At 39.2% G+C, this 24455-nt stretch carries 19 protein-coding genes and 1 pseudogene; 1 reads left to right on the top strand and 19 read right to left on the bottom strand.

The genetic code is table 11. The annotated features are described in order from the left end of the window. Positions 1–38 precede the first annotated feature (38 nt). From JJN12_RS13230 to JJN12_RS13190, 9 genes are all read right to left on the bottom strand, one after another. Positions 39–2249 carry a glycoside hydrolase family 3 N-terminal domain-containing protein gene (locus JJN12_RS13230; RefSeq protein ID WP_208430125.1) on the bottom strand — a complete coding sequence of 737 codons (2211 nt, stop codon included), beginning with the start codon at positions 2247–2249 and terminating at the stop codon, positions 39–41. 32 nt (positions 2250–2281) lie between these two features. Continuing rightward, positions 2282–3619 carry an MATE family efflux transporter gene (locus JJN12_RS13225; protein ID WP_208430124.1) on the bottom strand — a complete coding sequence of 446 codons (1338 nt, stop codon included), beginning with the start codon at positions 3617–3619 and terminating at the stop codon, positions 2282–2284. 11 nt (positions 3620–3630) lie between these two features. Then, positions 3631–5589 carry a family 20 glycosylhydrolase gene (locus tag JJN12_RS13220; RefSeq protein WP_208430123.1) on the bottom strand — a complete coding sequence of 653 codons (1959 nt, stop codon included), beginning with the start codon at positions 5587–5589 and terminating at the stop codon, positions 3631–3633. A 45-nt stretch (positions 5590–5634) separates the two neighbouring features. Continuing rightward, positions 5635–7221 carry an extracellular solute-binding protein gene (locus tag JJN12_RS13215; RefSeq protein ID WP_208430122.1) on the bottom strand — a complete coding sequence of 529 codons (1587 nt, stop codon included), beginning with the start codon at positions 7219–7221 and terminating at the stop codon, positions 5635–5637. A gap of 18 nt (positions 7222–7239) precedes the next feature. Then, positions 7240–8136 carry a carbohydrate ABC transporter permease gene (locus JJN12_RS13210; protein WP_208430121.1) on the bottom strand — a complete coding sequence of 299 codons (897 nt, stop codon included), beginning with the start codon at positions 8134–8136 and terminating at the stop codon, positions 7240–7242. 19 nt (positions 8137–8155) lie between these two features. Beyond that, positions 8156–9085, bottom strand: coding sequence for an ABC transporter permease (locus JJN12_RS13205; protein WP_208430120.1), 930 nt, complete (start codon positions 9083–9085; stop codon positions 8156–8158). Positions 9086–9296: 211 nt separating this feature from the next. Continuing rightward, a complete protein-coding gene (locus JJN12_RS13200) occupies positions 9297–11219 on the bottom strand; it encodes a beta-L-arabinofuranosidase domain-containing protein (protein ID WP_208430119.1) in 1923 nt (640 codons plus the stop codon). 67 nt (positions 11220–11286) lie between these two features. Then, on the bottom strand, positions 11287–12282 hold the full coding sequence (locus tag JJN12_RS13195; RefSeq protein WP_208430118.1) for an aldo/keto reductase: 996 nt from the start codon (positions 12280–12282) through the stop codon (positions 11287–11289). A 59-nt stretch (positions 12283–12341) separates the two neighbouring features. Next, positions 12342–13436, bottom strand: a complete 1095-nt coding sequence (locus tag JJN12_RS13190; protein ID WP_208430117.1) for a glycoside hydrolase family 88/105 protein — start codon at positions 13434–13436, stop codon at positions 12342–12344. Between the two features lie 417 nt (positions 13437–13853). Here JJN12_RS13190 and JJN12_RS13185 point away from each other — a divergent pair, with 417 nt between their 5' ends. Further along, entirely contained in the window at positions 13854–15386 is a 1533-nt protein-coding gene (locus JJN12_RS13185; RefSeq protein WP_208430116.1) for a hypothetical protein, read from the top strand. A 183-nt stretch (positions 15387–15569) separates the two neighbouring features. On the opposite strand, the gene JJN12_RS13180 is transcribed toward JJN12_RS13185, so the two are convergent. The 10 genes and pseudogenes from JJN12_RS13180 to JJN12_RS13140 all read right to left on the bottom strand — a co-directional run bounded on the left by JJN12_RS13180 (position 15570) and on the right by JJN12_RS13140 (position 24404). Next, positions 15570–15782, bottom strand: coding sequence for a hypothetical protein (locus JJN12_RS13180; RefSeq protein ID WP_208430115.1), 213 nt, complete (start codon positions 15780–15782; stop codon positions 15570–15572). Positions 15783–15833: 51 nt separating this feature from the next. Beyond that, positions 15834–16685, bottom strand: coding sequence for a CbrC family protein (locus JJN12_RS13175; protein WP_208430114.1), 852 nt, complete (start codon positions 16683–16685; stop codon positions 15834–15836). Between the two features lie 28 nt (positions 16686–16713). Then, positions 16714–17118 (bottom strand): hypothetical protein, encoded by a 405-nt coding sequence (locus tag JJN12_RS13170; RefSeq protein WP_208430113.1) that lies wholly within the window; start codon positions 17116–17118, stop codon positions 16714–16716. A gap of 92 nt (positions 17119–17210) precedes the next feature. Then, positions 17211–18722 (bottom strand): RNA-binding domain-containing protein, encoded by a 1512-nt coding sequence (locus JJN12_RS13165; RefSeq protein ID WP_236013945.1) that lies wholly within the window; start codon positions 18720–18722, stop codon positions 17211–17213. Between the two features lie 95 nt (positions 18723–18817). Then, on the bottom strand, positions 18818–19666 hold the full coding sequence (locus JJN12_RS13160) for a hypothetical protein (RefSeq protein ID WP_208430112.1): 849 nt from the start codon (positions 19664–19666) through the stop codon (positions 18818–18820). Between the two features lie 475 nt (positions 19667–20141). Further along, a complete protein-coding gene (locus JJN12_RS13155) occupies positions 20142–21131 on the bottom strand; it encodes a GNAT family N-acetyltransferase (RefSeq protein ID WP_208430111.1) in 990 nt (329 codons plus the stop codon). Positions 21132–21218: 87 nt separating this feature from the next. Continuing rightward, positions 21219–22697 (bottom strand): RNA-binding domain-containing protein, encoded by a 1479-nt coding sequence (locus tag JJN12_RS13150; protein WP_208430110.1) that lies wholly within the window; start codon positions 22695–22697, stop codon positions 21219–21221. 62 nt (positions 22698–22759) lie between these two features. Further along, a complete protein-coding gene (locus JJN12_RS13145) occupies positions 22760–22948 on the bottom strand; it encodes a MerR family transcriptional regulator (RefSeq protein ID WP_208430109.1) in 189 nt (62 codons plus the stop codon). 166 nt (positions 22949–23114) lie between these two features. After that, positions 23115–23237 (bottom strand): annotated as a pseudogene (locus JJN12_RS14745) (DUF6577 family protein); the annotation flags it as partial. A 177-nt stretch (positions 23238–23414) separates the two neighbouring features. Then, a complete protein-coding gene (locus JJN12_RS13140; protein WP_208430108.1) occupies positions 23415–24404 on the bottom strand; it encodes a GNAT family N-acetyltransferase in 990 nt (329 codons plus the stop codon). Between the last annotated feature and the right edge of the window lie 51 nt (positions 24405–24455).

The raw sequence follows: 24455 nt of genomic DNA, 5'->3' as shown, positions 1-24455 counted from the left end.
AAATCACGGGACCAAAAAAGTCCCGTGAAATTTACCCCTTATATTAGTTCAAATGAAGCTTTATTTTCTGTAGCACTACTGTTTCCTATAAACAGATTGAAGTGCCCCTTCTCGCTGCCTACTGTATAATCAGCTCTTACAAAGCGAAGCATAGGCTCTGTTATCCTAAAGCTAACCTTACCTTCTTCTCCAGCCTCTAACGTAATCTTCTTAAAGTCTTTAAGCTGTTTTATTGGCCTTGCTACACTCGCTGCTATATCATGAATATAAAGCTGAAGTGTTTCAGTTCCCTTTGCACTTCCTAAGTTTTTCACAACAACCTCGGCTGTTATTTCCCCATCACCGCTAAGTTTATCTGACGACAAGGTAATAGGAGAAATACTGAAATCAGTATATGTAAGACCATGTCCAAAAGGATACAATGCCTCATTTGGTGCATCTAAGTACTTAGATACAAATCTCTCTCCCGCGTCTTCCGGTGTGAGTGGACGGCCTGTCTGTAAGATATCATAGTGAATAGGAACCTGCCCCACATTGTAAGGGAAACTCATAGGAAGTTTGCCTGAAGGTGCATATTTACCTGTAAGTACATCCCAGATTGCAGCGGCTCCCATGGTTCCAGGCATCCACACTACAAGTATGGACTTTACTTTATCACAAATATCGGTTAAAGCAAGAGGTCTTCCTGTAAAAAGAACAAGACTTACATTGTCATTTAATTCACAGATTTTCTCAAGCAGTCTTACCTGATTTTTAGGTATTGTAATATCTGTCCTGCTTGCAGCCTCACCGCTTTGTAAGAAGTGCTCACCCATAAAAAGAAGTACTTCATCTGCCTCTTTTGCTGCCTTAAGAGCATCTTCTTCCATAGCACGGGTTCTATCTGCATTATAATCTATTTCTTCCAGCTGCACAAAACCAGGCATTTTAGTTCCTTCAGGAAGTATTTGACAGCCTTCGTGGAATGAAAGTTGATAGCCATCAAGCCTCTCTCCAACCTCTTTTACCGTCTCCACAGGACCTTCATCACCCATTATCGCCCAGGAGCTTAACAGCTTTTTACGGTCTGTATATGGTCCTATGCAGGCAATCTTTTTTCCCTTCTTTACTGGAAGGCTTCCTTCATTTTTAAGCAGTACAAATGACTCGCGTGCTGCTTTCTTCGCCAGTTCCTTATGCTCATCACAGAGGCATAATTCTTTTTCCTTAACTAAATCCAGTCCTTTGAATGGATTCTCAAATAAGCCCAAATCATTCTTTAGCTGAAGGATTCTCATTACGCTCTCATCAAGCAGTTCTTCACTAACTCTTCCCTCATCTATAAGTTCACTAAGATGCCTTGAATAGTCACCTGCCATCATATCAATGTCACAGCCTGCTTTAAGTGCCATTTCGGCGGATTCCCTATGGTCCGCGCATACTCCATGCATAACGGCTTCTCTGATGGCCGCAAAGTCAGATATAAGAACTCCCTTAAAGCCCATCTGCTCTCTTAATACATCCCTCATAAGCCTTTTATTGACTGTTGTTGGTATACCATCAATTGTATTAAATGATGTCATTACCATCGCTGCTCCCGCATCAATTGCAGCTTTGTATGCAGGCATATAGTATTCTTCAAGCGTATGTTCAGACAGCTCAACTGTATTGTAGTCTCTACCCGCCTCTGCTGCTCCATATCCTGCAAAATGCTTCACGCAGGCTGCAAGAGTATCCTCTGCCTTAAGATCATCTCCCTGATAGCCTTGTACTGTACTTTCAGCCATTACTTTATTAAGATAAACGTCCTCGCCTGTTGACTCAACAACTCTTCCCCATCTTGCATCCCTAACCAGATCAACCATAGGTGAAAATGTTACGTGAAGTCCGGCTGCTGCTGACTCTCTTGCAGCCATCTTAGAGCACTCTTTAAGTAATTCCGGTGAAAATGTCGCTCCCATCGCAAGCGGCATAGGGTAAATGGTTTTATATCCATGGATAACGTCAACCATAAATATAAGAGGTATATGGTGAGGATGGTTCTCCATATATTTTTCCTGAATCGCCTTTAGCTGTGCTCCACCACTGCTGCCAAGTCCAAGGATGGTCCCACATAGTGCTAAATCCTCATCCGACAGCCCAAGATCCTTTAGCGGACCTGTAAGCACCGCATCGTCTGACAGCATATGTCCCATAATCTGAAATAGCTGTCCTATTTTTTCTTTCCTACTCATAGAGTTAAGAAGTTCTTTTAACTTGCTCTGTTCCATATTTTTTCCTTTCTCGTTAGGATGGTTGATATTTAAGTTAGATTATGTATCCATTTATCAGACAGGACTCTCGGGATGCCCCATATAGGTTTAATCATATCTTCAGCATTGACAAGCAGGAAGACTATCCATAGCGGAAAGCCTAGTTTCACGCCTATAAATCCAAAAGGTACACTAAAAAGCCAAACCGGCAATATATCCAGGAAACAGGCAAAGGTCGTATCACCGCCACTCCTTAGAATGCCTACAACCATGACCACACTGAAGGCCTTCGGTATAAAAAGTATAGCATGTAAAAATAAGAGCAATCTGACACTTTCCATCGTTTCCGCACTAACTTCGTATATTGATAGCAGTAAAGGCCTGCTTATAATTAGGATTATACCGACAAACGCTGCCAATATGGGGAGGATAACAAGAAACCGCCTGCTGTCTCTTTTCGCGTCTTCTTCCCTTCCCTCTCCTATTGTATTACCAAGCATTACCGCAGTAGCATTCCCGGCACCCCTTACAAATACAAAAAGGATTTGTGCAACGGCAGAAGCAATCTGTACTGCTGCTACCGTGGATGTGCCCATAAGCCCAAAAGCAACCATGTACAGGGATGTTCCTACTGACCAGGCGATTTCATTAAATAACACCGGGGCTACTTTGCTAAAGTACTCCTTTACAAAACCTCTTTTCCACCCTGTAAGCTCCCCTACATTGGCCGCTCCTATAAGCTTCTTTTTATAAACTGTAATTAAAATTATAAGCATTTCTATGAGTCTTGCAATCACCGTAGCTATCGCAGCTCCCGTAAGCCCTAAGGCAGGTGCCCCGAAGAGACCAAAAATAAGTATAGCGTTACCAACTATATTGGTAGCCATAGAAATGAATCCGGCAACCGTAGGAAGCCCGACATTCCCCGTACATCTGCAAACAGTTGCAAGAGAAGTGCTTATTGCTGTAATTATATAGCTTATACTCACAACAAAAAGGTAACTGCTCCCATACTTTACAGCATCCGCATCGTGAATATAAAAACGTATAACCTGCTCAGGTAAAAATAATCCTAAGCAGGTAAAAAGGGATGATACACCTCCACTTAATACATAGATTAGACCAAGCACCTTTTTTATGTTTTCATTTTCTCCCGCTCCCCAGTACTGGGCGATAAACACCGAAGCTCCGGAACTTATACCAAACTGTATAATTGTTAACAGGAAAAATATCTGATTAGCTGCCCCTGCCGCAGCTATTTGAGCATCGCCAAGCTTTCCTATCATCATAACATCAATCAGGTTAACAGTAGATGATATTAAAAACTGGATTGAAAACGGCAGGGTCAGTCTAATAAATTTTCTTAAAAAATCTTTATCCTTTAGCACTCAACATCTCCTTAGGACAAGTATCTGACTGATTCTGTATAAACCTTGCAATTCTTGTCTGGATAAACTTCTGTCCTGAAATCCTTAAGCACCTTTTTAGGTTGTGGATTTGCCACAAGGCACTTATAAACTGTCTCTTCGCCTTTTTTAAGAGGGAGAGTAGCAAAAGACATTTCAAGAAGATGATCTGCAAGCTTAAAACCGTGATTATATCCCGGGTCTCCGTCCTTGTTTCTCTCCCATTTCACATCTTTATTGCCTATGTTGTACCCATAAGTTAGAGGTACCTTTTCAGTCTGTCCATCTTCATATTCAAATACCAGCTGACCAATCTCATATACTTCCTTTTCAGGGAATACTCCATCTACAAAGAACTTAAAGTCAACAAAGTAGTCAGTAGTATGAATAAGCTCTACATACGCAGGATGTCCATCATGGCTCTCCTTTGCCTCAAGTCCCTGTGCGTCTGCATATTTATAATGATAGAGATATTCAAAGGTCTTGTCTCTAATTGTCTCATAATCTCCATCTTCATAATTATGATTCCAGAACATTTCATACGCATAGGAAATACCGAAGAATATAGTATTTCTCTGTAAAATTACCTCATTTAATGAACTCCAGTTGGATATAAATGCTCCGTGGCGGCCACTCTTTTCAATATGCTCTTTCCAGTTTGAGAAATAATATCCTTCAAAGTTACCATAACGGATATTAAAGTTCTTATCCAAAAACTCATCTTCAAGATGCTCTCCAAGATTCCAGTTCCAATGTAAGATCAGAAGATCCTTAGGCACCATATCGATTGCCTGGTATGTTGCAGGCATAATACCTATCTTTTTGCCATCTTTTTGGTGGAACTGAGGCATATACATCTGTATCTCAGCCCCGCCAAAAGGTCCTGCATTAGGTACCTTAGCATTCTTCAGAAGCTTATCACCCCAAAGTAAAGTTTTTACACCCTTTGATTTCAGGTAATTATATATCTTATTCACATCACCTGCAAAGATGTCAGCCCCACTCTTTCCTCTGCATTTTTCACAAACTCCAATTGTATAGTATTCATCATGTCCTATATTAATAACTTCAGGATTAAATACCTCTATAACTTCATCAAGTACATCAAACAGAAGCTCATAAGAAGCCGGGTTTGAAGGGCAGTAGGTGTCCGCATATGGGTCCTCCGGTCTTTCAGCTATGTCCATGTGTCCCATCATAAGATAGTCACAATGTCCAAGTGAAGGTACTTCAGGAATAACTTCTAACATCCTACTCCTACAGTAAGCTGCCAATTCTCTGACCTCATCCTGTGTCAGGAAATTGCCTCCCCCGTTTTCCATATGTATGGCATTTTTGTACCATGGATAGGTGTAGTCCTGTATCTTTGTTGTTTTTCCTGAGTATTCGCTCATTTCTTCACAGTACTTAATCCATCCTTCATTTATCTCGGGATGTCTCTTGTACTCCATTGCACCGCCGATTTCTATCATGATGCTGTTAAACTTAAAGTAACAAATCATATCGACGAATTTCTTGAAAAATCCTATATCCTTTGATGCAGGTAGAAATACCTTCATTCCTCTTTCATCACATACCGGATAGTCATAAGCAAGAAGCTCATCAACACAGCCTTTTTCCATCAGGTGGATTATAGATACTGCACCGTAAAACAAACCTCTTTCACTTAGTGCATATACCTGTATCTCATCACCTTTAGCCTCAATTATGTGGCATTCACTATGCGAAGGCTTTGGGACATTAAACTCATTGCTTATACGCTCACCAATAGCGGCAGGTATTTCCTTATGAAAGCAAATAACTTTGAAACCTTCTTCAGTACCGGTATTTTTTATCTTTTCCACAAGGATTTCCTGTATCACCGGGATATCTGTCTGTATTTTAGTCTGCTTGTTTATGTGTCTTGCTGGACCTGTCCTTTTTATATACTGCGGAACAATTCCTCTGCTCATCAGAACCCCCTTCTATTGTTTCTAGTCTTTTTGTATAAAAGCAGATTATTTTTTAGCAGCATCAAAAACTGCCTGTGCCTGCTTGGTTATTTCCTGATTAAATTTCTCCTCACCAGCTGCTTTAAGCTTTTCTTTGAATTCAGCTAAGGTTGCCATAGGGTCTTCAGCAAATCCCAAGTATAAGATAGGTGAATACTCAGTTCTTACATTATATACATTTGCCTGCTCGGTATTTACAGAATCAAGGACGAATGACATACCATCTACCGGGTTAAATACAAGCTGCTTAAAGTAATATGATGCCTGAATTTCACCGTACTTAGGGAAAGAATCTATAGGAAGACTTGGCGCATTTGCAAAGCACCAGGTACTGATTCCGCCGTAAGCATCAGGTTTAATTACTTCTATCTGCTGGAAATCATGTCCATCTATCTTAACAGTTCCAAGAAGCTTACTGTGTACTCCAGGTATACCGTTGTTAATAAGGAAATTAAGATCCTTATCATAGTTAAGAAGGTCTGTTGCCATCAAAGCTCTTTCAATATTTTTACTTCTTGCATTGAAGCCAACGCCGTTACCGGTAAATCCTGCAGAACCAAGTGGTTTATTTTCAAGAAGATTGATATACTCTACTTCCCAGTCAGGGTGATTCTGTTTTGCGTTCTGCCAAGCTGTGTTTGCATCACCTATATTGCCGAATTTAACTGCACTCTTACCGGAATCAAAACGGTTTGTATTAGATGATGTAAGATCACTCTTTGAGATATAGCCTTTCTGGTTCCAATCCTTCATACGCTTGATATGCTCTTCAAATCCAGGAAGGTCATAAAATGGTACAAGATCAAGCTTTTCTGAATTGGTATAATCGTATGTCAAGGTATGTGAGAGATAGTAACGTCCCTGTGGATACATAACGAGAGCTCTCATAATAATCTCAGCATTGTTACTTGAGACATCTAGAGGAATCATTCCAGGCTCATTCTCTTTAACCTTAGCCATAAACTTCTCTATATCCTCAACTGTCTTAAGTGGCTCCATACCGTATTTTTTACGAAGGTCACCACGGACAAATGCGCCGTAATGATTTGCCCAGTAGTTATTCTGTGGAATCATATAGTTCTTTCCCGCTACCTGGGTATTTACCCATGCATTCGCAGGAAGTGCTGCCTTTGCAAGAGGACAATATTTATCTACCATCTCAGGTGTTATTTCATAAAAACCGCCCTTTGATGCTGTCTCGGCATAAAACGCCCAAGCAGCAGTATAAATCATATCAAAGTCTTCACCTGATGAGAATAAAAGCGGATATCTCTGCTGATAGTCTCCCCAAGATAAGTAATGAGGCTCAATTGTAGCGTTGATTTTCTCTTTCAAATGCTTGTTGATTTCTTCAAAAACCATGTCATTGTCGGACTGTGGCTCACCTATGAAATACATCTTAAGTGTAACCGGCTCCAATGTACTTGCCTTGCTCTCTGTGCCTGATGACTTAGACTGAGTGGAAGCCTGCTTTACGGCACTTCCATTTGCATTGCTTTTGGTATCATTCTTTGCCCCGCTTCCACACGCAACCAAGGCTAATGCCATAGTCATTGACAGTCCTGCTGCTAACCATTTTCTTAACTTTCTCATAGTTCTCCTCCTTTTATTTTAACCTTTTACTGCTCCGATCATTATTCCGCTTACAAAGAATCTCTGTACAAACGGATACAGTAATAAGATCGGTCCTATTGTTACCAGTGTCATCGCCATCTTAAACGATTCCTCCGGTGGTGTTACAGCTGCTAACTGTGGCACCTTTGCTATCAGATTCCTAAGCATTGATATCTGTGACAGCATCCTGTAAAGATAATACTGTAAAGGAATCAGCTTCTGCTCATCTACAAACAGCATAGCGTTAAACCAGTCATTCCAGTAGTTAAGAGCCGTGAACAATCCCATTGTCGCCAAAATAGGCTTTGAGAGCGGAAGTATCATTTTAACAAAGATATGAAATTCCCCGGCTCCATCAATCTTGGCTGACTCTGTTATTGAGTCCGGAATACTGTTGCTTATAAAGCTTCTTATGATAATGATATAAAATACGTTGAAGAGGTTTGGCAAAATGAGAGCCATAATATTATTCTTCATGTTAAAATATCTAATCATAAGGATGTACCATGGAACTATTCCACCATTAAATATAGTTGTGAAATAGAAGAAGAAGGAAAAGAAGGTCCTTGGCCTAAATTCTTTTCTCTGTAGTACATAAGCTGCCATTGATGAGAAAAATATACCTACTACAGTACCAACTATTGTGATAAATATAGTAACCCCATAAGCATTAAAAATATTTTCAGGTACCGCAAATACTGCTCTAAATGCTTCAAGTGAGTACTCAATCGGAATCAACGAGAAGCCGTGTTCCAGAATTGACTGTTCCGATGAGAATGCACCTGATATGATAAACAGAAAAGGAATCAGACAGCAAAGTGATAAAAATGTAAGTATCGTATATGCGAAAAGTCCAAATCCCACATCTGCTTTTGATATTTTTTTAGTAAGCATATAAGTTCACTCTCCTTTCTCAGAATAATGCGTAATCTTTCTGGTATCTCTTCACCAGGCTGTTTACCCCGAGAAGGATAACCAGACTGATTAATGACTGAATAAGACCTGCTGCAGATGTCATTCCCACATCCTGTATCTGTAAGAGAGATCTTACTACATAAGTATCAATTACGTCTGTACTATCGTATAAAAGAGGATTATTTGCTGTAACCTGATAAAACATATCAAAGTCACCCCTAAATATCCTACCTACATTAAGCAGGGTCATAATTATAATCTGAGGTGTAATAAGCGGTAGTGTAATAGAAAATATCTTACGTACTCTTCCTGCACCGTCTATTGCTGCTGCTTCATACATCTCACTATCTAGCCCGGTAATGGCTGCCAGATATATAACCGAGCCATAGCCGACCCATTTCCACGCGTTAGCCACTACAAGTACATACTTCCATACACCAACATTATTATACATATCAACAGGTGTAGCACCTACAGCCTTAAGCATAGTATTTAATGAGCCGTATTCGTAGTTAAACAAATTGTAGAGGAAGCCACCCACAATTACCCACGAAATAAAATATGGTAAAAATATTATGGACTGTGAGGCTTTTTTAAAAAACTTTGATTTTATCTCAGTAAGTAAAATAGCTACTCCTACCTGTAGAATGAGGTTTACCACAATGAATACTGCGTTATAAGCTATTGTATTAAAGGCAACCTTGAAAATCTTGCCACCACTGAAAAGAAATTCAAAATTTTTGAAGCCCGACCATGGTGAAGCAAGTATTCCATCTGCATAGTTAAACTGCTTGAATGCAAGTACCGTTCCACCCATAGGAAGATAAGCAAAAATCAGATAATAAATCACTGCCGGAAGTATCATAAGATATAACGTGAGGTTTAACTTCTTAAAACCCTTTTTGGCAGTTTTTTTAGGTTTAACCATAAAACCACTCCCTTCTCAACTTTCTCTTTGTGTATCTTGCTCTATATCATATGTATTATTCTTATGCTTTTAGTATATTTTACGTAAAATATTATTTCAATGGTAAGAATCTATGATTAAGGTAATTTTCTACTTATCAGGCCGGGTGCTGTAAAAAAGCTGCCACGTCATAATTAAACGCAGCAGCTTTAATATATAAACTTAGTTAGGATTACTTAGTTAAAAGCCATACAGCTATTTCTTTCTTTTTGTCTTTTCCCGCTGAAGCATAGTCTTTTAGGTGTAAATCACCATCTCTAGTCTTAACATTTCCTTCAAAAATCGAATGGCAGTCTTCCTTGTCTGAAAGAGTCTCAAGACTAACTGATAAATTATCATCAGTTTCAATTTCTATCTCTCTTGATGCCTTTGACTTTGAAGAATCTTCTACAGCCAGCATAAGCGGACCACGTTCAAGTGCAATATGTCTCTTTGCAAGCGGATCCTCCAAATCAAAGGTAGGTACAAGATAGTCATACTCAAAAAGCATGTTATTTACAAGCAAATCTTTACCGTATGGAACAGGATGTAAAACAAAGGTTCTCATATCAAAGGACAGCAATACCTCGTCACCCTTTTCCCACTTTCTTTTTATTCTTAAATATCCACTTCCTTTTGTAAGATCAGAAGTATCAATTATAGGCTTCTCGCTCAGAGCTTCATCTTGTATCTCTTCACCATTAAGGCTTGCAGTAGTAACTCTGCTCCAAGCAGGAATTCGGAAATTCATAGCAAATTCATCATCTCCACTTTCTTCAATCCTTATTTTTACATCTCCTTCAACCGGATAAGCTGTTTCTATGCTAAGGCTTAACTTTGAACCTGACTGGCTGACAGCCTCAATTCTCCCTTCTTCGTAAAAGTTAAGATTATATCCTTCACTGGAATGAATAAACATTATTTTAGGTATGATGCCAATTCCTGCGGAGGCTATACTTGCACAACAGCCATAAGTATTTCCTTCTTCAAGAATCATAAATCCACCAGCCTGCTTTCCTCTTCTTCCCAGAGTTAAAGGTGCATAACTGTCATAAGGAAATCCTTTTTTTACAATTCCCTGCATTTTTTCAGCCCTATCATCCATAAATCCTTGTGGATTTTCTGCCCCAAGATAAGCATTGTAAAAAGAGCGTTCAATAGCATCTGCAAAGCGGCTGTCTCCGGTTATCTTTAATATTCTGCCAAAGAACTTCATAAGTGTAACTGTTACACAAGTTTCCTGCATAATAAATTCATTGGTTGTGTTCGCCTGTCTGACTGTTGAATGATCAAATAACTCGTGAGTACATCCAGCACTTCCTATAACAGTAAAATCTGTATCAAGAATCTTGTAAGCATAGTTTATAGCGGCCTGTTCCCATTTTTTATCATTTTTTACCTCTGCATACTCCAAAAGCCCCTCAAAGCAAGAGGTCATTTCATAAGCCTTTGTGACCGGAAACTGATAAGGACTTGCTTCATTTTCCATGGCAAGTTCAAAGATATTGGCAATTGACGTTCCTCCATGGCTTACTATATGCTCCGCAAAGTCAAGATACCTTCTTTCTCCTGTTAGTTTATACAGTTTCACAACAGGCTCAAGTATCGAGCTTGAATTAAGCCCCCTCCAGCAGCCTGACGCAAAAACTATCGGTGTTTTCCCATCCTCATCTCCAATAAACTTCATTATGTAGTCTACCTGTTTTTTAATGCAATCTATTACATTCTCCTTAAGCTTTTTATCCTTACATATCTCAAGGAAATACTCCATACCTAAAATTACATATTTTCTGCACCACAGATCCCACCCATTGAACTCGGTTTCTACAGAGTAGCTGCTTATACGTCCGGTAGGAGCAGTAACTAAAATCATCTCCCTAACAGTTTCATCAAGAATCTTATATAACTCCTCATTTTCAGTATAGCTGTATACAAGCGACGCTCCACGCATCATTTTACCCCAGAACTCGCCTCTCCAGCCTCTGTCACCTTTATCTGTCTCTCCCTTAAATTGACTTACAAATCGTTTCCATAGTTTAGGGTCAATTAGCTGTTTATTTTCTGCAAAATGCATTGCTTTATCCGCTAAGCCCTTTAATGAATATTTTATCTCCATTTTTCCACCCCTTTATATATGACTACAGGGGACTGTACTTAAGCACAAATCCCCTGATTATTAAATTTTACCAATTTTCTGTTGTAATCTTCTCAATTTCTTTAAGCTCTTCCTCAGAGAATGGAGCACTGTGTATGGCGCGAATATTGGTAAGCAGCTGCTCTGCTCTGGAAGCCCCTACAAGCACAGAGGTTATTCTAGGGTCTTTTAATAGCCAAGCAAGCGACATTTCCGCAAGGCTCTGTCCTCTCTTGTCTGCAACTGCCTTCAGCTCCTTTGCCTTCAAGATGTAGAATTCAACATCCTTCTCCTTAAGGAACCTTCCGTCTGTTTTTACACGACTGTCTTCAGGAATACCATTTAGATATCTGTCAGTAAGCACACCCTGTTCAAGCGGACAAAAACAAATTATTCCCTTTCCTAATTCTCCGGCAGCATCCTTAAGTCCGTTCCTTTCAATCGTCCTATCAAAAAGATTGTATCTGTTTTGATTAATTATAAATGGAACATGACGTTCTTTAAGAATAGCAGAAGCCTCAGCCATCCTTTTACCATCGTAGCTTGAGAGCCCAACATAGAGTGCCTTACCGCTCTTTACTATCTGTGCAAGAGCCTCCATAGTCTCCTCCAATGGAGTATCAGGATCAGGCCTGTGATGATAAAAAATATCAACATAATCAAGTCCCATACGCTTAAGACTCTGATCTAATGACGCAATCAAATACTTCCTGCTGCCAAAATCACCATAAGGACCAGGCCACATGTCATATCCTGCCTTGGTGCTTATAATAAGCTCATCACGGTAAGCACTTAAGTGCTCTTTTAAAATCTTTCCAAAGTTAATCTCAGCCGCACCGGCTTTTGGACCGTAATTATTAGCAAGGTCAAAATGTGTTATACCATTATCAAATGCTGTAAAGCATATATCTTCCATATTTGAATACGCAGCAGTGTCTCCAAAATTATGCCATAATCCGAGGGATACTGCTGGAAGCTTAAGCCCGCTGTTTCCTGAACGGTTGTAGATCATACTTTCATATCTTGATTCATTTGCCTTATACATATTTACCTCCTAAGTAAATTAATATTTTTTGCGTGTCAAAAGATAATAAAAACGGTTACTTATATTGTATCAGTTCCCTCTTCACAGGCCACCAACGCCCAAAGAACTGCAGCAACGGCCTCTTTAGCATTTACACATCTCGTATAGTCCACATACTGATCATAGTTATTCTGAACACATAACCCGTCACAGGCATCTGATATATTGTATCCGCCATCAATCCCGGCAGAGCATTTTGAGAGAATTGCTTTATAGCCCTTATCTATAACCTCTTTTGCATATTCATTGTCTATGAGTAAGAGATCATACGCCTTTTTTAGTGTATACACAAACATTGCACTCCCGGAGGTGTCATGGAAATTCCTTGGGAATCCGGGTTTGTCAACCACTTGATACCATAGTCCACAGTTCCAGTCCTGAGTTTTCAGCAAATCCTCACATAACAGAATAAGTTGATTTCTAATTTCCTCCCGCCCATTAAAATTCTCGGGGATTATTCCAAGTGCTTCAACCAAAGCCATACCATACCAGCCAAGCCCTTCACTCCAGACCTCCGGGGAACAACCGTTTAGCGGGCTTGCCCATTTTGTATACGGATTATCACTATAAGCATGGTACACAAAGCCTGTTCTATCCTTCCTGGCATTTTCAAAATATAAGCTTAATTGTTTTACCACCTCTTTATAGCTATTCTCTTCATCCCCTATGTATTTCCCATATCTTACCAAAAACATCAATTCCATAAATAGTCCATCTGCCCACATTTCTCCCGGAAGATGCTTTCCATGTAAGAATCCACCTTTAGAATTCCTCGGATATGAGTCTAGTGCCTTACGAGCCTTTTTAGCAGCAAGCTTAAACCTTTCTTCACCTGTTTTTGTATATAGCCAGATAAGGATAGATGCCGGCATAATATCATCAAGGCAGTCTCCAACAAAGCAGGAAATTGTCCCATCATCTCCTACGTGAGTGTTACCATAAGCAAGCACATAATCGTAGTATCTTTTATCTCCGGTTTTTTCAAATAACCTAACTATAGCCCATAGATAAAAGCCCTGTGGATAACTCCAGCTTTTATAAGGATAACTATCAGCCAGAGGATATTTTCTCATTAAATACTCTGCTAATTTAGTAGCATTACAGCTCAAGCTCATCCCTCCTATCTCATTGTTTCACCATTTTTGTTTATAGTTATTTCAAGATGTGGTTGTCAAATGTACTGGCAACCATTGATACAGGATTGCTACAGCTATACTTTTGACATTTGTATCAGTATATTAATCTATATCATATTTTTCAACAGTAATTATCTCTGAAAATAGCTTTATTCTACTTTTATCCCATTAATTATATAAATTTTTATTGAAAATAACATAAATATCAAGGTTGAAATATGTGTAATCCTAATATTAATGGTAATTTTCAACAAACATTTTAGATATTATAACATTTTTATTGACAAATATAAACCTTGAACATTATAATTATCGAAAATTATCATGATAATTACATAGTGTTATAAACAAACTTAATATTGTGGGTTCAAACTATCAGAAAGGGGTGTTATTCTATTGAAAAGAAAAACAGGTAGTATGAAAAAAAGTGCTATGGGACTATTTTTATCCACAGCTTTGCTTACATCTGCAATCTTTCCGGCAAATGCTCTAGCTGGAGAAATGTCAAAAAGCCTCAATATTTTTGAGACTGCTGAAAACGCCATTCCACTTGGCTCTGCACTTGCAGAAAATACTGAGATGGCTGTCCAAATGTCTAAGGCAGAGAAGAAACGCGCTATAAAACAAATGGGTAAAAATCAGGGTAATGTTTGGGTTTGGTCAAAAGAAAACGTGGTAAAAGATCAGGAGCGTGGCCCAAACGGCGGACCCGGACAATTTAACGGCGGCTCTGTAGTATTAGGTGGTAGAGCTTCTTATGACCCACCTGCTGACTGGTATTATTTGGGCTATAAGCGTGATGGTATGACCGATGAGCAGGCTAAAGAGCTGTTTGACAGCCAGCGTGGTAAATACTTAGACCGTATGGATCCTTGGGGAGTTGTCATGGAAATGCAGGATAACAAAGCCAAAAATGCCTGGTTTGATGTACGGAATATGCAGGCTTTTGTACTGCGTGAAAATGAAACAACTTGGGAAAATCTTATAAACGATCCTTTAGCTGTTGATTGGATTGATTATTTTGAAGGAAATATGTACGGATGGATAGGACCGGCCGAACGCGAGAAAGTATACGGCTTTGGTACCTCTGTAAAAATGCGGCCAAAAGAAGACAAGGTTGCACATTGGGGCTCTAAGCAGATTTTAAGTGTTCCAAGTCCTGAAAGTATCCGTGCAGTATTGATTTCAGTTGAAGCGAGGATATCTGAAAAATCCGATCCTAAGGCAAAATTAGGCATACAGGTAGGTGCAGATTGGAAATTCTCAGATGAGAGTCCTGCTGAGCATCCACTATGGTATCCCGGCGCAGGCCTTTCAGGTGTACAGCGATTAACAAAAGACTGGGCAAGGTATTACTTCGTAAGTGTAGAGGGTATCCAGGATGCAATGCCGGAAAGAGCAATTTCTAAAGATAAATTTTACTCAACTGTTGTTCCTTTAGCTGATCTTAGCACAAGTAATGATGAGAGTACAACCGTTACAGTTAGCAAAGAGGACTTAAAGAGCACCATAGAAAATAAGGAAAAAACAGTGACTTTGGCAACATCTGCCGCTAAGTTTGAGCTTGATAAAAAGGCATTTGAACCACTTTCCAAAAAAGGTGATGTTTCCATTTCCCTGACACCTGCAAATAAGCTTAATGGACTTGTCAAAAAAGCTGTAGGAAATAGACCTGTATATGATATTGTCTTAAAAGCAGGGGATAAGAAGGTTGCTAATCTTAATGGAAAACTGAATATCAGCCTTACTTACAAGAAAAATGCTAAAGAAAAAGCAAAAGGACTTTTTGTTGCTTATGTAAATAACAATGGAAAACTGGTTAGGGTAAAAGATTCTTCCTACAATGGCAAAACCGGTAGAATAACCTTTACTACAAAGTCCTTAAAGAGATTTGTAGTTATGTATAAAGCCCCTAAAAAGGCCAAATAAAAATCAGAACTTCTGATTTTTAGTCAAAATTTGAGCTGTGCAGCCAAAATCGGTGCACAGCTCAAAATATTAGATTCTTAGTACATTTACCTTCTATTTCTCCAGCTAACAGACTTCCGATGTTCTTGATAAATTTGTTTTATAGTGTTAGTGAGGTACATACTCTGCATTACCTCCCTGTGCCTAATCGACCTCCCTGTTTAACCTGCGTAAAAACCTCTCAGTTCTAGGATTTGCTGCAGGTCTTTTTGCCTTTGTATCAGCTATTACTTCAGCTACTCCATTTAATCTCCTGCCTTTATTACAGGAGAGCTTATCTAACGGACACTGCCAGCCACAGCCCTTACAGACTCCTGTAGCTGTTTTTTTCTCTAAAATATTGCTATTATTTTCCATTACTATGTTCTCCTATATCCCAATTAAATAATCTTTTCCAACTCTCTTACACTAATCCGCATCCACCCACAGGTGATATTTTTTACAATGCAGGCAACGGAATAAATAACCGCAAAGAGAGCCGTCTTTTACAAGATATTCCTCTATATCTGCATACTCGTCTCTTTTGGCATACTCGCTAAAGACCTCATCTGCTATATCCATAGCCTTTAATTCCTTTGTGCCAACTGTTCCCAGATACTCACAATAATCATTACAACAGGAGAGCCAATGCTCACCCTGCCAGCTTAAATACCCGGGTGTACGGCAGAAAAGCTCTTCATCCTTCTCTTTATCCGGTTCACCACTCCACTCTGCATCCTGTATGAAGCTGGCATCATATTTTCTTGCAGCCTCACCCGATGCAATGCAAAAAGGACAGAGATTCTCCACATTTTCAATACAATATGGCTCACTATAATAGTAGACTGTACTCTCCTTGCCGCAACATGGACAGGTCCTTGCCTCCCCCTCTTCAAATACACCGGTACCCACAGGATCCGGATAATAGCGAAACTTAGGTAAGTCTTTTAAGCGTTCATTCCTTGCAGTTTCTTCCTTTTCTGTAAGAGGACGAGGAAGAACAAAGTTATCACCCTCATCTTTACTTGCCTCCTGTAAAGTAGCAAGCTTTTTTAATTGCTTCCTATCCGCCTTATTGACAATGGTTGAGAATAACTTGTAAGCACTCTCCATAATCCCCAATAAACTGTATACATCCACCAATACTGCTTTTGCTTCTTTTTCATCTATTGCAGAGAGTTTGTCTGCAAATTGATAGAGAGCCAGCACGCTGGATTTACTCCCGTCTTTTTTATAATAATTTTCTTTCAAGCTAATAAATTCTTTAAGATACTCGTTCATTTTGGCCTCCCTGTTTTATTTCAAACCCTTAATAGGTTTCATAAATTAATTCTTTATCAGCCCGTAGCTGCTTATCAAATTTTACCAGTATATACAGCCTGCCAGCAGGTGATTCTCCCATATCATATCCGAGAGCAAACTCTTTATAACAACCACTTTTATCAAATATAATCTCCGTCAGATTTAACTTAGACGCATCTTCATCCGGATGGACAGCTTGTATTACCTCATGGGCATTATAGTCTAGCTTCTCCAATTCCCTAAAAAGTCTTTGCATAAAATCATCCGGTATTAGAGACATATCCTTCTCCGTAAATCCGGTGAAGTTAAAATTTACCTCTTTATTACAATATTTGCCTGTAAAATATATCCCTGCGTTATTTTTATCCCAGTCTTTTACATTCCATAATGTGAGCAAATCTTCTTTTTTCATTTCGCAAATGCTAAGTATACGGTACATTCTTTTTCTGCATCATACTGATTTGGCTTCCTATCCATCACCTTATTCTCAAGCTTAAATGCATCTCACATCATTTCAATATACCGCAAATTACTTGTTGCTCCCTTCTTCTTTAAATAGTTCTTATTGCACATCTCTGATAATATTTTTCTAGCCCTTCGTTCCTTTATATTCAGTAATTTACAAGCTATAGCAGTTGTTATCATTTTCTGTTCTCGTACATATTCAAATATTATTTTCTCTTGTTCTGTCATATATTCAACTTCGGCACTCTTCGGCATTTTTTCGGCACTCTTCGGCACTACTGTAGCTTGCTCTTCAACACTCTCAACCTTTACCATATCAAGTTTCAAAGTAACCTGATTTAGTATAGTATCTTCAATCAGCTCAGGTTTCACCCAGCCTTCAGCATCCCACGCTGCAACTATAGTAGGAAAACCAGAGCCAGCATTATCACCAAAGCCAACCATTCTAAGCATAGTCTGCATATGTGAGTTACGGGGTTTAGAATTACCGCCACGAAAAATATCTTCAATCGGCAGTTTAAGTATTCCAGGGTTGGTAAATTCAAATGACTTATTCTTCTTTATTACCTTCAACGTACCCGCATCCATCAAATAATCTGCATGGATTATAAGATTAACAAATGCCTCTCTAACTGCTTTATGAAGCGGAGTTTCATCAATTCGTTGTATCCCTTCAAGCTTAAATGGCTTTGGTAAATCCTCAGTAAGTTTTGGCGTTACTTTAGAAAAGAAATTAAACAAATTATTCTCCCAAGTTCCATCATAGGTAATTCTATCGTTCCAGCGTACATCAATTGTAACTTTAGACTCTTCACGGTAATCCATGAAAATGTTAGAGAATCTTTCCCTTATAGCACGACCTGTACCGAACATTAAAAGACCTGCAACTGTAAGCCCTTCTACGCCGGTTTTACGATCACGATTGTACCCACCTAGCTGTTCAAGAAAGGCCTTATCATCCAATGGATTCCAGACATGTCCGTCATTTCTAATTTCAAAAATCTGACGATACTTTCTCAGGGTTTCTTTGTCAATGTCAGCCATAGTGTAGTGTTCCAAAATCGTTCCATCATTACCTTCCAAGCTCTGATCTCGAATCATACTTCTAGTCTCATGTTCTGTTGCATGATAATCACCATCGTGATTTCTCTTATATGTACCTTTGTACGGATTCTCACCAACATATACCGGACGCATATTAAAGTCGGCTCTAGGCACGTGAATAACAAGAAGTTTTATATCCCCGTCTTCAACTACAAAAACATCTTCATCTTTTAAAACGTTAACATTTACTTTATTACCATTGATGGTGTTCCAAAAGTCCTCTTTTTGAGCCTCAGGATTTTTAATTCCTCGAATAATAAAACGTTCCTCCAGAACAGTTTTTGTTTTGTCTTCTATAACACCCAATATAATATATCCGCCCTTTGTGTTTGCAAATGCAGAATATGATTCATATACAGATTTTGGCACGTTACCATCCGCTTTTTTACATTCTATATCCACTTTTTCGCCCTGATATATAAGGCTTTTTAATTCCTGTATGTTCATTGCCACACCTTCTTCCCTAAGACTATACTCTATATCTCTCTTTTAGGGAACTTTTATGTGTTTTTACATTCAAAAAGTTCCCTAAACCTCACCAGTCACACCCCAAATCCTTCTAAGCCTTTAATATATCTTATATTCTTACCAAACACAAATATTCTATAGGCGGTTTTCCCATCCAGACTGTAGCCCGGCACATCATTTCGTATAAAAGGGATGAACATTTCTTTAAGCTTCTTTTCCGCCTCCAAAATCTCTTCCTCATCCATTGTAAAAGCTGCCAGGTGAGAGTCATCTACTTCTCCTTTAGAAATCTGCTCAAGTACATAGGAAACCGCTGCCTCCTCATTGTCAAAATGCTTTATTATATCCCTATGTCCTCTCTCTTCATAGCCATAGATAAAGCCGTTTCCGTCCCTATCCAAAAATAAACCCTCTAACGCCCTATATTTCCCAATTGAAAATGAATCAAAGGAATAGCACTCCTCTTCCATAAATTCCACCAGCTTATCAATTGTCTTTATCCCAGATGCAATGTAATTAAACAAGATTCCACTTATATAATTCTCTTTATTTCTGCTAATACATTCAGTAGCAATAGCCATTGGTGCAATCTGGGACTCCCCTTTATAGGATGCATCTGTTAGTGTAATTACGGGATGATGCGCATCTTCCTTATTATCAATATCTATATCCCACTCACCGCCAAGATATCCTCTAAAAGTTTCGCCAATATATATTGTCAGATAGTCCAACATACTACTGTCATCAAGCAATTCGTTAGCATCCTGATAGTGACTTAGAATCCATCTTTCTAAATCATTAAGTGAAGCCATAGTATAATCAAGAATCAAATGATTATTTCCTGCAAATTCATGCGTAAATCTATCCATTTTATCAGGTATATATGATATCCATTCTTTACAATTTTCCTTTGTATCTGCCATAGTTTCATTCCCTCCGGCGGTCTGAGATTTTTCTGTCACTGCAAATTCTAAGTTGTAGGGCTGTTGTGTTTGTTTTTTGACTAAGTTACACCTTCGCTGATAAATGTCCAGACTCGCTCCGGTTTTTCTGCAAGGTGCTATTTTTAAGTTTTTACAGGATGACGAAAAACCTGATGCGCTCGCTTAGGCATTATCAGCTCCGGCTGTTTAATTGATGAATAATTGCAAACAAACACATCAGCCACATGTGGGCAGGTTGGGGGAGCTGCCTTTCATTTGGTATTCTAGTTATTATTTGTATAAATTTAAGGTGCCAGCTACGAATGATAAATTCTAAGCGAGCGCATTAGGCGTAGCGAAGCGGATGCCGGAGCGAGTCTGAAATGTTATCATTCGGAGCGTCACCTAGGTAAGTTTATATAACTCGACAACAGGTGCTATCTTTGATAGCGGTATGGCTATCTTGGGACAGTCTTTATAGTTCTTTTTTAAGCATGATAATTTCGCTTGTTCTGTATTCTTCAATAAATCCTTTCTTTAGAAACATCGTGACGGCTGGATTATCTATTGCGATATCGTCATACAACAGCTTTATGCCATTTTGTTTAGCAGCACTACATAACAAATCCAATCCAATACTGCCATAGCCTTTTTTTCTATATGGTGCATAGACTATAACATCAGCTATATAAAGGTTTCGATTGCTATCGTAATGATAGGCAATCTCTCCAATAAAATGGCCAGCATTATCCTTTAAGTATCTGTAATAACGCTTGCCCTCATGATTTACTATCCAATAATCATACCAGCCAAGCCACTCCTCTTTCGGAAAAGGAATTGTACCTCCCCAAGCGTGGTTATACGACATGGTTTCCGTATCTGCCATCATTTTCTGCCGAAACCAAAGTTCTTCCAAAGACGGTGTATATAGCGTGATGAGGTTTTCCCATTCTTCTTTCGTTAATAGGCTTACGTGTCCATTTCTTATTTCGCCCAACAGCGGAACCGGCACATCCTCAGTAGCCCATTGATACTTGAACCCAAGCTTTTCCTGAACACACTTTGATTTCTCGTTGCCATCATAATAGCCACACCAGATGCGAACAAGGTTCAGATCCTCAAAGGCATGACGCAGCAGCTCTCTTCCCGCCTCAGGCACAAGACCCTGTCCCCAATAATCAACTCCCAGCCAATAACCAAGCTCCGCTTCATCATCCTTTTCTGCAAGGTCATTGTGGTGAAAGCCGATGCTGCCTATTGGAAGTCCTGTTTCCTTCAGTACAATAGCGTAGGTCTCCGGTGCCATCAGCACATCCCTAATTAGCTGTCGGCTGTTCTCTTCACTTGTATGCACAGGCCACCCTGCAACCGGACCTACTCGTGGATCTTTTGCGTATTTATAGCATTCCTCCGCATCCGATTCTTCCCACGGACGAAGGATAAGCCTATCTGTTTCTAAAATCATATCTACCTTTCCTCTCTCTTTGTAGCTGGAAGTGGTTCTTGCTCACCATGGCCTCAACTTTTTTACCTACAAAATCTTATACTTCGATTATTCATTTTTTAACTTATACATTCGATTTCTATTTTCACCAACAGGGATAATATCTTCCATCTTTGATAGAATTACTCGTGTTCTTTCAGCGCTTAATTCAATTATGATGGCAAGTTCTTTAGCACTTGCTAGCTTGTTAAATGCTAGATATTTACGTATTTTCTCCCTATGTATTTCTGTTTTTGATGTTTGTTTTTTATCGTTTGTTTTTATCGTTTGTTTTTTATCGTTTGTTTTTATCGCTTGTTTTTTAGCAAATTCAAGCGATAAACGAGTTCTATCCGGATTATAGCTTTCCTCGACAACAGGCACTGCCCATCCCTCATTTTCCCATACATTGTAAATATCAGGTATCCCGCTGCCTGCTCTTTCACCGATACCAATCATATTGAACATTTTCATCAATATTTTATTTCTAGGATCTGAAATACCCCCTCGAAGCATCTGTTTCTTGCCAGTGCGTATGCTTCCAGGGTTCTCCATTACCAACTTATCCTCTTCCTTTTTAATCACTACCCCACAAGGCAGAAAATAGTCCGTGTTAACCAAACAATTTACCAAAGCTTCTCGAACTGCCTTATGTACAGGTGTGTCGTCAATCCTTGTAATACCCTCAAGCTTAAATGGTTTCTTAATATCTTTTGCAATTTTACTGTTTACCCTAAAAAAGAAATCAAACACATTGCCACTCCAATCACCTGAACTAGACTGAAGACGGTCTGTCCAACGTATTGTAGGATCAAGCATCTCCCTATAATCCAGAAAATACTCAGGAAATTCCCTGACTATGTGATATTCTTCACCAAACATAAGTAACCCTGCCGTTGTAGGATGAAGTTTACCGTCTTCACCATATCCTGCTGCACCAATTCTCTCCAGATATTCTTCCCACGGTAAATTGTTAAATACATGCTCTGGACGGTAGCTTTTATGATGATTTCTAAATCCCTTTAATGACTCTGTATCAATTACAGAAACGTCAAACTGCTCTACAATCTTCATATCCTCTGTCTCGTCTGCTGCATCACGAAGCATACCTTTAATTTCTGCCTTTGAGCAGTGATAATCACCCTCCCAATCTCTACGGTAACATCCACCGAATAAGTCATTGTTGATGTAAACAGGCTTTTGCTCACGCTTAGCTCTTGGCACATTAATAACCAGAACCAGGTCTCCATCAACCTCATAAGACTCTACATTTTTATCTGATAAAAGATTGATGCTTACTTTCTTGGTATCATGGATAATATTCCAAAAATTTCTCTTTAGCTTGTCCACATTCCTTAAACCTGTTGTGTACCAGCTTCCATCCTGACGCTCTCCAACACCAAGTATAATAACTCCACCATTAGAATTTGCAAATGAAGAATAAGACTCCCACAATGATATAGGAAGTCCACTCTCCGCCTTCTTCACTTCCAGACAGTTGTCTTCTTTATATTTATTAAAGTTCGATAAATCAAATAATCCTGACATACGAGAATCTTAGCTCCTTTCTAACAAATCTATAAGCATAGTTTTAGTGCATATCCCATACACTACTTTTCCTTTATGTATTTTCCACTTTTTATGCGCTCATCGCGCGGTTTTTCTGCATCAGCAGGAATTACCCAGTAAAAGCCTATTTTCGTCGCTCCTTGGATGCGTCCTTCTGAACATAAAACCTGTATTCTCCTGGCGGAAATTCCCCACTTCTCAGATGTTTGTTTTATAGATAAGTATTCCATACCATCCTTCCTTAAACTATAAAAAGTCATTAATAAAATCTAATAATTATTATATGCTAAACTACGAATAAAATCAATATTTATCATCTATATGGTTTTATGTACTACCTTTTCCATAGTTTTTCAAATAAAATGCAACATGGTGTTGAGCCTACTACTGATTTCCTTAATACCCTTCAAAATATTTCAATAGTATATCCTGTCGATTGCGCCTACGGGCATATCTTAGCATCCTCACTTTATCTAAACGATACCGACTCTGTGCCTGTTCATAAATATCGGGCAACTCCGCTTTTCTGAAAGTTTAAGTCCGATCAATCCTTTGGCTGCATCAGAATATACCGACATATACAATTCTTCATACCAAGGCATAATATCAACTCCTTTGCACCAATACGTATATCGGCAAACCCAATATGTTTTTGCCGATATGTAGTATAGCTCTCTTATAAAAATCTGGCAAATTTCATAGTTCTTTTTTAAGCATGATAATTTCGCTTGTTCTGTATTCTTCAATAAATCCATTCTTTAGAAACACCGTGACGGCTGGATTATCTATTGCGATATCGTCATACAGCAGTTTTATGCTATTTTGTTTAGCAGCACTACATAACAAATCCAATCCAATACTGCCATAGCCTTTTTTTCTATATGGTGCATAGACTATAACATCAGCTATATAAAGGTTTCGATTGCTATCGTAATGATAGGCAATCTCTCCAATAAAATGGCCAGCGTTATCCTTCAAATATCTGAAATAACGCTTGCCCTCATGATTTACAATCCAAAAATCATACCAGCCAGGCCACTCCTCTTTAGGAAAAGGAATTGTACCTCCCCAAGCGTGGTTATACGACATGGTTTCCGTATCTGCCATCATTTTCTGCCGAAACCAAAGTTCTTCCAAAGATGGTGTATAAAGCGTGATGAGGTTTTCCCATTCTTCTTTCGTAAGTAGACTTACATGTCCATTTCTTATTTCGCCCAACAGCGGAACCGGCACGTCCTCAGTAGCCCATTGGTACTTGAACCCAAGCTTTTCCTGAACACGCTTTGATTTCTCGTTGCCATCATAATAGCCACACCAGATGCGAACAAGGTTCAGATCCTCAAAGGCATGACGCAGTAGCTCTCTTCCCGCCTCAGGCACAAGACCCTGTCCCCAATAATCAACTCCCAGCCAATAACCAAGCTCCGCTTCATCATCCTTTTCTGCAAGGTCATTGTGGTGAAAGCCGATGCTGCCAATTGGAAGTCCTGTATCCTTCAGTACAATAGCGTAGGTCTCCGGTGCCATCAGCACATCCCGGATGATCTGCCGGCTGTTCTCTTCACTTGTGTGCACAGGCCACCCTGCAGCCGGCCCTACTCGTGGATCTTTTGCATATTTATAGCATTCCTCCGCATCCGATTCTTCCCACGGACGAAGGATAAGTCTCTCTGTTTCTAAAATCATACTACTGTTCCTTTCTCTCTACGGTTTTACTGTTTCAATTCAACCGCTCTT

This window comes from Catonella massiliensis, from assembly GCF_016651435.1.
Taxonomy (GTDB): Bacteria; Bacillota; Clostridia; order Lachnospirales; family Lachnospiraceae; genus Catonella; species Catonella massiliensis.
This window is presented reverse-complemented; position numbering and strand designations above follow the sequence as displayed.